Genomic DNA, 13,747 nt, shown 5'->3' on the forward strand with positions numbered 1-13,747 from the left:
TCATTGACATTATAATTTGTCAATGTTAATTTAAGGTTTTCTATTCCTTAAATTAAGTAGTATCTCATAACCTTTACTTAACTTTTTTATTACAGAGGTTTAATTCCTAATTAACCTTGACTTTACACTGCCCTAGTTTCTTTGCAGCAGTAAATAAAACACAAAAACTATTCTAAAAATTAATACTATGAAGACTGTATTTTTATCCGTACTAATTGCTTTATCACTTTTATTGACAGGATGCTTTAAAGATGATGACACTCCAATAATAATTGAAGAAGTAACCATAATTAACAATGGCAATGGTAATACGGGTTCTACTAATAATACTGTGGCTGTAACAGGAGCCATTACTCAAAACACCACATGGACCAATGATAAAATTTATGTCCTTAATCAAAAAGTGGTAGTAGATAATGGGGCTATTCTAACAATCCAAGAAGGAACAATTATAAAAGGTTCTCCAGGTACAGGATCTCTTGCTTCAGCACTAATTATAGCTCGTGGAGCAAAAATCAATGCAGTGGGAACTGCTTCTAGGCCCATCATATTTACGTCTACTAGTGATAACATAGAAATCGGTCAAACAGCCGGAACCAATTTAGATCAAAATGATAGAGGATTATGGGGCGGGTTAATCATTTTAGGCAAAGCCCCATGTTCGCTTTCAAATGATGTTGTTGAAACACAAATTGAAGGTATTCCTGCAGATGATTCCTTTGGATTATACGGCGGTACAGATCCTGCAGATAATTCAGGTGTGCTACAATATGTTTCAATTCGACATGGAGGTGCTTTAATTGGTGAAGGTAACGAAATTAATGGGTTAACACTTGGAGGAGTAGGCACAGGAACGGTAATTAACAACATAGAAGTTGTAGCAAATGTAGATGACGGGGTTGAGTTTTTTGGTGGTACTGTAAATGTGTCTAATATTTTAGTTTGGGCACAAGGAGATGATGCTTTAGATATTGATCAAGCCTATTCTGGAACTATAGATAATTCGGTTGTGATTTTAGGCGACTTCTCTGATCATGCGTTTGAAGTTGATGGCCCTGAAGGAAGCGCAACAGGATCATTCACTATACAGAATACAACCATTATTGGAAATATGGTTACTTCAAATGGAGAATATGCTGATTATAGAAGTAAGGCTATGGGAACTACTAAAAATATTTATGCGTACGGATTTAAACCCTCTTCAGATATTGAACTAGATAATGATGGAGTTGCAACAAATTATAATAATGGATTATTAATTTTTGGGGCTTGGGAAATTGTTTTACCAGAAGGAGTGACCAATGTCACAAGTCTTTTTGCTAATAAAGCCGAAACAGTTACCGTTTCCGGGTTTGGCTCAACAGCTACAGCTGTTACACAAGGAGCTCAAACTGTAGGAGCCTCTACATCTGGATTAAGCTGGACCTATGCTAACACTAAAGGCAATTTAGGTTTTTAAGCCATAAATAATACTAAAACTAACTATTTAAAAACTACTGTTTATTAATTCAAGTAAACAGTAGTTTCACACATATTAAAACATGAAAAAACAATTTTATTCTCTGCTTTTTTTCCTGATTCTTGCGTCAATAACAGCATTTTCACAAACAGGTAAAGTTGCGGGTTTAGTGATGGATGGCGAATTTGTAGAGCCTATGGCCTTTGCTAACATATTAGTAAAAGGAACAACAACAGGAACAACTTCTGATTTTGACGGTAAATATGAACTAGAACTTGCAGAAGGGGTTTACACTTTAGTATTTTCGTTTGTTGGTTACAACACCCAAGAAATTAGTGACGTAACAATAACAGCAAATGAGGTTCAAACCATAGACGTAACACTGGCCACGAACTCGTTAGAAACCGTTGTTATCACCACTAACGTTAAACGAAATACCGAAAGCTCAATATTAAACCTTCAAAAAAGGTCTGTTACCTTATTAGATGGTCTTTCTGCTCAAAATATTAAAAAAACTGGGGCGGGTGATTTAGCCAGTGCTGTGAAAAGCGTCCCTGGAGTTTCTATTCAAGGAGGTAAGTATGTTTATGTTAGAGGTCTTGGTGACCGTTACACCAAATCCATTTTAAATGGGGTTGATATTCCAGGTTTAGATCCTGACCGAAATACAATTCAAATGGATTTATTTCCAACGAGTATTTTAGACAATGTAATTGTTATTAAATCTGCTGCAGCCGAATATCCTGCAGATTTCACAGGTGGTGTTGTAGATATAGTCACAAAAGATTTTCCATCAAAAGCAGAAGCCTCTATTTCTGTAGGAACTGGTTTTAATCCAAATATGCATTTTAAAGATAACTACTTGAGTTATTCTGGAAGTGATAGTGATTTTTTGGGTTATGACAATGGCTCCCGAAACCTTCCAATTAACAGATATCAGCCAATTCCAGGAACCTTCGAAAACCGTGCACTACTAACTACTTTAACAGATCGCTTTGCTAAAGAATTAGCCGCTAAAGAAGAGCAAAGTGCAATGAACTTTGATTTTGGTTTTACATTAGGCAATCAATATAATTTAGGAGATAATAAAATAGGGTATCAAGCATCGTTTTCATATAAAAACCAAACCTCATTCTACGAAAACAGAGTTGATGGTGGTTGGATTCGAGAAAATGGTAACCCTGATGAAAATGAATTGAATACTGTACTCGATTCGAGAGGTTCGGAAGGTATTAACAATATTATCCTTAATGGATTAGCAGGAGTAGTTTTCAAAACAGATCTTTCTAAATACAAGGTTAATTTCTTACACATTCAAAATGGTGAATCATCAGCTGGTGTTTTTGATCAAATTATTTCCCAAGACGGTACTGGTGGTGCTCAAGAACCTCTGTCAAAAAACTCTTTATCTTATACAGAACGCTCCGTTACCAATTTGTTGTTAACAGGAGATCACAGGTTAAGCGAAGATGAAAATGCTTGGGACTTTGAATGGAAACTATCTCCAACATTTTCTAAAGTATACGATAAAGACCATAGAGTAACTCCTTTACAACAAGCTGATAATGGAGACTTTTTTATTAGTCCTAGTGCTTCTACTTTCCCAATTAGAATTTGGAGATGGCTCCAAGAAGAAAACTGGGCTTCAAAATTTGATTTTAAAAAGAAATACAAGTTGTTCAACACATCGGCTCAATTAAAATTCGGAACGAGTTACGTTTATAAGTTTAGAGATTTCAGTATTGACGCTTTTACCTTTCAAATTAGTGGTGATGATTCTTTTATCGCTGACGGAAATGTTGATAATTTATTATTGACAGAGAACATCTGGACACGCGAATCAAAAAACGGAACGATCATCACTTTTGGTGATACTTTTAATCCAGATAACGCTTATGAAGGTGAACAATTCATTTACTCCAATTATATTTCAAATGAGTTTAACTTAAGCTCAAATCTTAAAACCGTTTTAGGATTGAGAACAGAACTGGTCAAGTCTTATTACACTGGACAAGACGGAAACATAGCCTATAAAGGGTTACAAGTTCTTGACGTATTTGATTGGTTCCCATCTACCAATATGATTTATTCTATTTCTGATCAAACTAATTTAAGAAGCTCTTACTCTAGAACGACAGCAAGACCTTCGTTTAAAGAGCAGTCAACGTCTCAAATTTTTGATCCAATTACAAATCGTTTGTTTATAGGAAACCTAAATCTAGTGCCTACTTATATCAATAACTTCGACTTAAGATATGAACACTTCGGTGACGAAGGTCAAATGTTAGCATTAAGCGGTTTCTATAAAGATTTTAAAGACCCTATAGAGTTAACGTTCTTCCTTCAAGCGCCTACCCAAGTTACACCTGCAAATTTAGGAAACGCGAAAGTTTATGGAGTAGAATTTGAATTTAGACAGAAATTAGGGTTCATTTCTGAAGGTTTGAATAATCTTAAATTTAACACTAACGTTTCAGTAATTAAATCGGCACTAACAATGTCTGACCCTGAATATAACAGTAGGCTTCTTGCAGCTAGAACTGGAGAAAGTATTGATAGAGAAAGAGATTTACAAGGGCAATCACCTTATTTAATTAATGCTGGTTTGGATTATTCGAATGACGATTTAGGATTACAAACAGGTATATTTTACAACGTACAAGGGAAAACGCTAGAAGTTGTGGGGACTGGTATTGTGCCAGATGTTTACACGCAGCCTTTTCACAGCTTAAATTTCACGTTGAATAAGTCGTTTGGAGAAAAAGAGCAATCGGCTATTGATTTCAAAATTTCCAACTTGTTAGGAAGTAAAAAAGAAAGCAATTATCAATCGTTTAAAGCGCAGGATCAAATCTATTCCTTAAGAGAACCAGGAACAGAAATCTCATTAGGATATACTTACAAATTCTAATAATTTAATTTTTGAGTTAGTCACAAAAAAAGCTCCTGTTCAAGGAGCTTTTTTTATTTCATTTATAATTTTAAATCATCACTGATTAGAATCCTTAACACCAGTAATTTTTGAATTTTTGTATTCAACTTCCTTTTTTACTCCTGCTTGCCAGAACAACCATTTCCCTATTTTTAAACCGTTCTCATATTGACCCACAGATAATTTGTTGCCTTTTACATCATAACTCACCCACTCACCATGTAATTTACCTTCACTGTTGAATGTACCTTGCTGTTCTATATTTCCATTTTCATAAAAATATGTGGCCATGGTTAAATCCCCATCCTTTTCAAATTGTGGTTCAACTTTATTTTGAGCAAAGACTAAAGTCCCTGAAAACATTAAGAGTATTAAGATTAACTTCTTCATAACATATGGGGTTTTAATGGTTCTACGCTCAAATATAAATAATAGTTAACATTAAAGCAATATTTACATAACATTAAATTAACATTAAAATCATAATAACCTGTTTTACAGTTACCTAACTAAATATCATTTTAATGATAAATTAATATTTAGGTTACAATAAGGTTACTTAAATAATTGATATTTGCTCGTGATTTAAGTCACACACATTAGTATTTCATTATAATTTTTTAGTTTTTGTCAACTACATTATTATGAATTCTGATAACTGCCTTTGGCCAAGGCAGTTTTTCTGTTTTTTTAAACATTTAAATATAATGTTTAGGAAACATTTAGTTAACATTGGTTTTAGTTCTTTGCAGCGACAAAAACTAAAATTTAAAATGAAACTAAAATTATCCCTATGCGCTGTAGTTTTAATGGCGTTTACATCACTTCATGCACAAGAAATTGCTTCTCCAGCTTTTGGGAAAGGGCTTTTTAATCTAGTAGGTAAAGACAGTTCTTGGACAATGAAAATTGGCTTGCGTGCTCAATTTCTTGGAACATCAACTTTTGAAGACGGTAAAAGTCCTGAAACTAATATGCTTATTAGACGTTCTCGTTTAAAATTTGATGGTTTTGCATTTAGTCCCAAATTACAATATAAAATTGAGCTGGGATTGTCGAATCGCGATATCTCCGGGGTATCAGAATTTACCAGCAACACACCACGCTATATTCTCGACGCCGTTATTAAATGGAATTTTTACGAAAATTTCGAATTGTGGTTTGGCCAGACAAAACTTCCTGGAAATAGAGAACGTGTAATTTCATCGGCAAACATGCAAATGGTTGATCGATCGCTTTTAAACAGTAGATTTAATATTGATCGTGATATGGGCTTGCAGTTGAGACATCATTTCAATCTTTCAGACCAATTTGTAGTAAAAGAAATTTTATCAATATCACAAGGTGAAGGCAGAAATATTACCACAGGTAATCTTGGCGGTCATCAATATACTGCACGATTAGAAGCTTTACCTTTTGGTGAATTTGCAAGCGATGGTGACTATAAAGGAAGCGATTTAAAACGAGAAAGTTCACCAAAACTTGCCATAGGTGCTTCTTACGATTTTAATAATAATGCCGTAAAAAACCGTAGTAACCAAGGTAGTTATATGGTAAATGATACTGGATTTTATGAAACTAATATTACAACCTTATTCATTGATGCGATGTTTAAGTATGATGGGTTTTCTTTAATGGCTGAATATGCCGATAGAGATGCTGATGATCCATTCGCTAAAAATTCGGATAATAGTTTAACTGGGGATGTTGTTCAAGTTGGAAAAGGATTAAATTTACAAGCAGGCTATTTATTTTTAAATAATTGGGAAATTTCTGGACGGTATACCAATATAGAATTAAATAAAAACATAACAGGCAAAAACCCAGAAAACCAATACACTTTAGGTGTTTCTAAATATATAGTCGGACATAGCTTAAAAGTACAATCTGATATAAGCTATTTAGAGTATGGTCTTGGAAATTCTAGCTATATGTATAGATTACAATTTGATATCCACTTTTAAAAAAATAACAATTACATAACCTAATAAACAAAAACACTTAAGATATTTGCAAACTATTTTTAACTAAATTATGGAAAACATTTATTTATTTATGATTATTGCCCTAGCTGGTTTGGCCATTGCCGATTTGGTAGTTGGGGTTAGTAATGATGCGGTAAACTTCTTAAATTCTGCTATAGGATCTAAAGCGGTTTCATTTAAAACAATTATGATAGTCGCCAGTTTAGGTGTTGCTATCGGTGCCATTTTTTCAAGTGGTTTAATGGAGGTTGCCCGAAAAGGTATTTTCAATCCTCATGAGTTTATGTTCAGTGAAATCATGGTCGTTTTTATGGCCGTAATGATTACTGATATTTTATTATTGGATTTCTTCAATACTGTTGGGATGCCAACCTCAACCACGGTTTCTATTGTATTTGAATTACTTGGAGCATCTGTGGCTATGGCCTTAATTAAAATTGGTCATGATGGAGGGACTTTTTCAGATGTGATTAATTACATTAATACCTCCAAAGCAACCGAAATTATACTGGGTATATTGCTCTCGGTTGTAGTGGCCTTTTCTGTTGGGGCATTAGTACAATGGGTTTCGCGATTATTATTATCCTATAATTTCGAGAAAAAAGCCAAATGGGTAGGTGCTGTATTTGGTGGGCTTGCATTGGCTTCAATTACCTACTTTATTTTCTTAAAAGGAATTAAAGGAACCGCCTTTGCCGATGAAAAATTAGGAATGCTTGGCGGTCTTAAAATTAAAGACTTTTTAGAGCAAAAGGTTCTAATCATTATGTCTATAAGTGTTGTTTTTTGGACCTTATTATCCTATTTACTAGTATCATTTTTCAAAACAAATATTTACAAGTTAATTATTATTGTAGGAACATTTGCATTAGCTCTAGCTTTTGCCGGGAACGACCTGGTCAACTTTATTGGAGTCCCTATTGCAGCATGGCAATCCTATGAAGCTTGGGTTGGTTCTGGTGTTGCCGCAACCGAATTTAGTATGGGCTTTTTAGCTGATAAGGTACCTACACCAACTATTTTGTTAGTCATTGCCGGTTTAGTTATGGTGGCCACTCTATGGTTATCTAAAAAGGCTAAAACGGTAACTGAAACCGAAATTAATTTGTCTAGAGAAGGAGATGCTAAAGAGCGTTTTCAACCAAACTTTCTATCAAGAGGGTTTGTGCGATTAGCAATGGGTATGTCTCAAATGTCCTCTTACATTTTACCTGAATCATGGCAGGCAAAAATTGAAAAGCAGTTTGAAAAACCTGTAATCGCATTAACTAAAGACAAAGTTCATGAGTTACCTGCTTTTGATATGGTTAGAGCAGCCGTAAACTTAATGGTAGCAGCGGTATTAATTTCATTAGCAACTTCAATGAAACTACCTTTATCTACCACTTATGTAACCTTTATGGTGGCCATGGGTACTTCGTTAGCAGATCGTGCTTGGGGAAGTGAAAGTGCTGTGTATCGCGTTGCTGGGGTACTTAATGTTATTGGTGGCTGGTTCTTTACAGCTATTATAGCATTCTTAGCTGCTGCAACTATTGCTTATCTAATTAACTGGAATGTCACTGCTATGGTACCCGTTTTATTATTAGTTGCAATTTTATTGTTAGTTAGAAATTATATTTCTCATAAAAAGAAAAGTTCTGCAATTAAAGCTGAAGATAGTTTAACAAAAGCTGAAAGCAGTTCAATTCAAGGCGTTATTCATGAAAGTGCTGCTAATATTGCTAATGTTGTTAAGCGTGGAAATAAAATTTACACCAATGCTATTAACGGATTGGCAAAACAAGATTTACCACTACTCAAAAAGAACAAAAAACAAATTGTAAAGCTTTCTGAAGAGGTAGATGAGTTACGTGATAATGTGTTTTACTTTATTAAGAATTTAGACGAATCAAGTGTTGGTGCTAGTAATTTCTATATCCATATTTTAGGGTATTTACAAGATATGACACAGTCTTTAGAATACATTACTAAAGTAAGTCACAAACATGTCAACAACAATCATAAAAAACTTAAATTCAGTCAAATAAAAGAATTAAAAGAAGTTGATGATCGTTTTGAAATTTTCTTTACGAACACGAAAAAAGCTTTTGATTCAAGATCATTTGAAGAAATTGGAAATATTTTAAGTCGTAAAAAGGAAATCGTTTCTTTGGTTACAGACAAAATTCAAAAACAAGTTGAACGTACACGTACTGAAGAATCAAGTCCGAAAAACACAACCTTGTACTTTACAATTCTTTTAGAAACTAAAGATTTATTAAATGCAACTATGAACCTTTTAGAAGAGTATCATAATGCGCATGATGCATCTGTAAAGCCAGCGGCTATACCGGATTCTAAATAATTTAAAGTAACTGTTATATAGCAAAAAGCCACCTTAATAAGGTGGCTTTTAGTTTTGTATATTTGACTAAATTAAAACCCATGAAAACTACCTCAATATTTTTTTGTTTAGCATTCACATTGTTTTCGTTTGGTCAATCAATAACAGGACCCGAACTACTCAAAAAGGCCATTGCTTATCACGACCCAAATGGCAATTGGACCAAGTTCAATGACAGTTTTACGGTAACTATGACGAGCCCTAAAACTTCTAAAAGAGTTAGCTCCATTTCTATAAACTTACCTCGATCTTATTTTCGAGTTAATGCAGTGAAAGATGATGTTTCTACAGAATACATTATCAACAAAGGACAGTGCACAATTCGCCTCAACGGAAAAACAGATTTAACCGACGAAGATTTAAAAACTCATAATTTAAGTTGCGATAGAGCCAATTTGTACAAAAACTATTACACATACTTATACGGTCTTCCGATGAAACTTAAAGACCAGGGAACAATTGTTGATCCACTAGTTGAACTAAAAAAATTCAAAGGAACATCTTACTTAAGACTACAAGTAACCTACGATAAAGCTGTTGGGACTGATGTATGGTACTTTTATTTTAATCCTAAAACCTATGCATTAGAAGTGTACCAGTTTTATAAAACTGACGAAAATGGTCTTATAAAAGCTGATAGTGGTGAATACATTTTACTTTCTGAAATTGAAATTATTAAGGATATTAAAATCCCAAAAGTTAGAGCTTGGTATTATAATAAAGATAATGTGTATTTAGGAACAGATACACTTACAAAATAAAAAAGGCCATTTCTAACGAAACGGCCTTTTTAGTAACACTTAAATTAATTACGAACCACACATTAAACAATCGTCCCCTTCAGCTTCTTTGGCTTGGGCGATTAATGCCTTCATTTCTTCGGCAGTCATAGGTTCAACTTCGGTAGTTTGTTGGGCAAACTTTGCTGCTGTTTTAGCCGCTTTCTGTTTTTGTTTTTCAATTACAGTTTCATCAACCTCTACAATTTCAGCTACAGGCTCTTCTTTCTTGCTATTATCTAAAGTGAACTTAATAGCATCAACAGCACTTTTCGTTCTTAAATAATACATTCCTGTTTTTAGACCGCTTTTCCAAGCGTAAAAATGCATTGAGGTTAGTTTAGCCATAGTGGCACCTTCCATAAACAGATTAAGAGACTGTGATTGATCAATGAAATAACCACGATGACGAGACATATCAATGATATCTTTCATGCTCAATTCCCAAACTGTTTTGTAAAGCTCTTTAATATCTTCTGGAATATTGTCAATCCCTTGTATTGAGCCATTGGCTCTCATGATATCTTGCTTTAGGCCTTCATTCCATAATCCAAGTTCAACTAAATCTTCAAGTAGATGTTTGTTCACCACAATAAACTCACCAGATAATACACGACGTGTATAAATGTTAGAGGTATACGGCTCAAAACATTCGTTGTTTCCTAAAATTTGAGATGTACTAGCAGTTGGCATTGGCGCTACAAGTAATGAGTTTCTAACGCCATGTTTTTTGACATCTTTTCGCAATTTAGCCCAATCCCAATTGCCACTTAATTCTTCATCTTTTATGCCCCAAAGGTTGTGCTGAAATTCACCTTCGCTTATTGGTGATCCTTTGTAACTTTGGTAAGGTCCATCTTTTTGGGCTTCTTCCATACTTGCGGTTACAGCGGCAAAATAAAGGGTTTCAAAAATATCTTGATTTAGTTTTTTCGCTTCATCACTTGTAAATGGCATACGCAATTTAATAAAGGTATCTGCCAAACCTTGAACTCCTAAACCAATTGGTCTGTGTCTAAAATTAGAGTTTTCAGCTTCTTTTACTGGATAGTAATTTCTATCAATAACCCTATTTAAGTTTTTGGTAACTCGTTTTGTGATTCTAAATAGTTCTTTATGATCAAACTCTCCATTTTTTATAAACATTGGAAGCGCAATTGATGCTAGATTACACACAGCAACTTCATCTGGAGATGTATATTCTAATATTTCAGTACAAAGATTTGAAGAGCGAATGGTTCCTAAATTCTTCTGATTAGATTTGCGGTTTGCAGCATCTTTATAAAGCATATAAGGCGTACCCGTTTCAATTTGCGACTCTAATATTTTCTCCCAAAGTTCACGCGCCTTAATGGTTTTACGACCTTTTCCGGCTTTTTCATACTTGGTATAAAGTGCTTCAAACTCTTCACTATGCACATCACAAAGATCAGGGCACTCATTTGGACACATCAGGGTCCAATCGCCATTTTCTTGAACACGTTTCATGAACAGGTCTGAAATCCACATGGCATAGAACAGGTCGCGGGCACGCATTTCTTCTTTTCCATGATTCTTTTTTAAATCTAGAAAATCAAAAATATCAGCATGCCATGTTTCCATATAAATGGCAAAACTCCCTTTTCGCTTTCCACCACCTTGATCTACATAACGGGCCGTATCATTAAATACTTTTAGCATGGGTACAATACCATTACTAGTACCGTTAGTACCAGCAATATAACTCCCTGTTGCTCTAATATTATGTATAGACAAGCCAATTCCACCTGCAGACTGTGATATTTTGGCTGTTTGTTTGAGCGTGTCATAAATCCCGTCAATACTATCGTCTTTCATGGTTAACAAAAAGCAAGAAGACATTTGGGGTTTTGGTGTACCTGCATTAAAAAGTGTTGGCGTTGCATGCGTAAAATATTTTTTAGACATCAACTCATAGGTTTCAATCGCTGCATCTAAATCATCTAGGTGTATCCCAACTGCAACTCTCATAAGCATATGTTGAGGACGCTCGGCTATTTCGCCGTTAATCTTTAGTAAATACGAACGTTCTAAAGTTTTAAAACCGAAATAATCGTAGCCAAAATCACGGTTATAAATTATGGTAGAGTCAAGCTTTTCTTTATGTTCTTCAATAACTTTATACACATCATCGGCAATAAGCGGAGCCTTTTTACCTGTTCTAGGGTTGACATAGGTATACAGGTCGTGCATCACCTCGCTAAAGGTCTTTTTAGTGTTTTTATGTAGATTTGATACAGAGATTCTAGCCGCCAAGCGTGCATAATCAGGATGTGCAGTAGTTAAGGTTGCTGCAATTTCAGCTGCAAGATTATCCAATTCACTAGTAGTCACTCCATCATATAACCCTTCGATAACCCTCATAGCAACTTTTACGGGGTCTACAAGTTCATTCAAACCATAGCAAAGTTTTCTTACTCTTGCGGTAATTTTGTCGAACATCATTGGTTCTTTTCTACCGTCTCTTTTTACTACATACATAATTATTTTAGGTTTTTAGTTTTTCTGATCCACCTTCAGAAAATGTGTTAATTTAGTTAGTTATCCTGATTTTAAAATTAAACTGTCTGCTTCCGATAGTTCGGAATTGCTCAAGATTACCTATAAAATCTATTTAGAATTAATTAATTTGATTTTCCACTGAAACTTTAAAAATTAAGCAGTAACAATGGAAATTGCATTCAAAATAATTGTTTAAAACAACTTTTTAAGAATGTTTGCTATTAAAAATCAGCATCAAAGCTGAACTTGTCTTTTTCTTCTTCTTTATTAAGAACACCTGCTTTTTGATATTCTGACACACGCTTTTCAAAGAAATTAGTTTTCCCTTGTAAGGAAATCATGTCCATAAAATCAAATGGATTTGCTGTGTTGTATTCTTTTTCACAGTCTAATTCGGTTAACAATCTATCGGTCACAAACTCTAAATATTGTGACATCAAATTAGCATTCATACCAATTAAACTTGCAGGCAAAGATTCGGTAATAAATTCTCTCTCAATGTCTAAAGCATCCACAAGAATTTCTCTAATGCGCTCTTTTGGCACCTTGTTAACTAAATGCTTATTGTGTAAATGCACGGCAAAGTCACAATGCACACCTTCATCTCTTGATATCAACTCATTAGAGAATGTTAATCCAGGCATTAAGCCACGTTTTTTAAGCCAAAAAATAGAACAAAATGCTCCAGAGAAAAAGATGCCTTCAACCGCTGCAAATGCAATTAAACGTTCAGCAAAACTTGGAGATTCAATCCACTTTAATGCCCAATCGGCTTTTTTCTTGATGGCTGGAAAATTTTCAAGAGCATTGAAAAGCTTGTCTTTTTCAACTTCGTCTTTTACATAGGTGTCAATTAATAGCGAATACGTTTCACTATGGATATTTTCCATCATGATTTGAAATCCATAGAAAAATTTCGCTTCACTGTATTGCACTTCATTAACAAAATTTTCGGCTAAGTTCTCATTCACAATCCCATCACTTGCGGCAAAAAAGGCTAAAATGTGTTTTATAAAATAACGTTCGTCATCATTTAACTTGTTTTTCCAATCTGAAAGATCCTGATGTAAGTCTATTTCTTCGGCAGTCCAAAAACTTGCTTCAGATTTCTTGTACCATTCCCATATATCATGGTGTTGAATAGGGAAAATGACAAATCTATCTTTGTTTTCTTGCAGTATTGGTTCTGTAAATTGAGACATTAGTTGTTGTTTTTTTAATGATTATGTGGTTGTAAAATTTGGCGTGATTTGGGACTAACAAATATTCAAAAATGTAATCGAAAATGAAAGGCAAACTTATAAACATTGTCAACAAGTTTTTAACAACGTCTTTAATCAAGCACAAATGTGCTTGATTCTTTATTATTTATTTAATTGTTTGATTATCAGTGATTTAAGAAATATGTTTAACATTTTTTTAAGTAGGAAATATCGTATAAAAACAGCTCCTATGAGTGATGTTTACTTAATTTTTATTTATTGTTTTTTTGATTATTTGTAATAGGAGAAGTTTATTGAATTCCAAATAAAAAGAGAGCTGGTTACAGCTCTCTTTTTCCCCAATAATTAACTAAACTAACTAAAACTATTAAGAATTAAATAGCCTAAAAATTATTACAATATGTATATGTTTTAAGCCAATAAAAAAATAATCCCTATTATCAAATTTGCTAAATTTTAATTA

Annotated in this window: 8 protein-coding genes; 5 read left to right on the forward strand and 3 right to left on the reverse strand. The window is 33.9% G+C overall.

The genetic code is table 11. The annotated features are described in order from the left end of the window. Positions 1–187 precede the first annotated feature (187 nt). Positions 188–1,459 (forward strand): autotransporter outer membrane beta-barrel domain-containing protein, encoded by a 1,272-nt coding sequence (locus tag ACFO5O_RS09660; RefSeq protein ID WP_387963226.1) that lies wholly within the window; start codon positions 188–190, stop codon positions 1,457–1,459. Between the two features lie 82 nt (positions 1,460–1,541). Beyond that, positions 1,542–4,370: a TonB-dependent receptor gene (locus ACFO5O_RS09665; protein ID WP_387963228.1), complete on the forward strand. Its 2,829-nt coding sequence runs from the start codon at positions 1,542–1,544 to the stop codon at positions 4,368–4,370. Between the two features lie 78 nt (positions 4,371–4,448). On the opposite strand, the gene ACFO5O_RS09670 is transcribed toward ACFO5O_RS09665, so the two are convergent. After that, a complete protein-coding gene (locus ACFO5O_RS09670; RefSeq protein WP_387963230.1) occupies positions 4,449–4,781 on the reverse strand; it encodes a toxin-antitoxin system YwqK family antitoxin in 333 nt (110 codons plus the stop codon). Positions 4,782–5,164: 383 nt separating this feature from the next. Here ACFO5O_RS09670 and ACFO5O_RS09675 point away from each other — a divergent pair, with 383 nt between their 5' ends. The 3 genes from ACFO5O_RS09675 (at position 5,165) to ACFO5O_RS09685 (ending at position 9,523) form a co-directional block, all read left to right on the forward strand. Continuing rightward, positions 5,165–6,355, forward strand: coding sequence for a porin (locus ACFO5O_RS09675; protein ID WP_387963232.1), 1,191 nt, complete (start codon positions 5,165–5,167; stop codon positions 6,353–6,355). A 70-nt stretch (positions 6,356–6,425) separates the two neighbouring features. After that, positions 6,426–8,723, forward strand: coding sequence for an inorganic phosphate transporter (locus ACFO5O_RS09680; protein WP_387963234.1), 2,298 nt, complete (start codon positions 6,426–6,428; stop codon positions 8,721–8,723). An 80-nt stretch (positions 8,724–8,803) separates the two neighbouring features. Next, on the forward strand, positions 8,804–9,523 hold the full coding sequence (locus ACFO5O_RS09685) for a DUF6503 family protein (protein ID WP_387963236.1): 720 nt from the start codon (positions 8,804–8,806) through the stop codon (positions 9,521–9,523). 48 nt (positions 9,524–9,571) lie between these two features. Here the strand turns inward: ACFO5O_RS09685 and ACFO5O_RS09690 are convergent, their stop codons facing one another. Continuing rightward, on the reverse strand, positions 9,572–12,040 hold the full coding sequence (locus ACFO5O_RS09690; RefSeq protein ID WP_387963238.1) for a ribonucleoside-diphosphate reductase subunit alpha: 2,469 nt from the start codon (positions 12,038–12,040) through the stop codon (positions 9,572–9,574). A 242-nt stretch (positions 12,041–12,282) separates the two neighbouring features. After that, entirely contained in the window at positions 12,283–13,263 is a 981-nt protein-coding gene (locus ACFO5O_RS09695) for a ribonucleotide-diphosphate reductase subunit beta (RefSeq protein WP_387963240.1), read from the reverse strand. Positions 13,264–13,747: the final 484 nt, after the last annotated feature.

Source organism: Geojedonia litorea (genome assembly GCF_042654525.1).
Classification (GTDB): Bacteria; Bacteroidota; Bacteroidia; order Flavobacteriales; family Flavobacteriaceae; genus Geojedonia; species Geojedonia litorea.

What these genes read in the sequence shown, in the direction of transcription:
- ACFO5O_RS09660 (WP_387963226.1), top strand. Translation starts at nt 188, where the DNA reads ATGAAGACTGTATTTTTATCCGTACTAATTGCTTTATCACTTTTATTG.
- ACFO5O_RS09665 (WP_387963228.1), top strand. Translation starts at nt 1,542, where the DNA reads ATGAAAAAACAATTTTATTCTCTGCTTTTTTTCCTGATTCTTGCGTCA.
- ACFO5O_RS09670 (WP_387963230.1), bottom strand. Translation starts at nt 4,781, where the DNA reads ATGAAGAAGTTAATCTTAATACTCTTAATGTTTTCAGGGACTTTAGTC.
- ACFO5O_RS09675 (WP_387963232.1), top strand. Translation starts at nt 5,165, where the DNA reads ATGAAACTAAAATTATCCCTATGCGCTGTAGTTTTAATGGCGTTTACA.
- ACFO5O_RS09680 (WP_387963234.1), top strand. Translation starts at nt 6,426, where the DNA reads ATGGAAAACATTTATTTATTTATGATTATTGCCCTAGCTGGTTTGGCC.
- ACFO5O_RS09685 (WP_387963236.1), top strand. Translation starts at nt 8,804, where the DNA reads ATGAAAACTACCTCAATATTTTTTTGTTTAGCATTCACATTGTTTTCG.
- ACFO5O_RS09690 (WP_387963238.1), bottom strand. Translation starts at nt 12,040, where the DNA reads ATGTATGTAGTAAAAAGAGACGGTAGAAAAGAACCAATGATGTTCGAC.
- ACFO5O_RS09695 (WP_387963240.1), bottom strand. Translation starts at nt 13,263, where the DNA reads ATGTCTCAATTTACAGAACCAATACTGCAAGAAAACAAAGATAGATTT.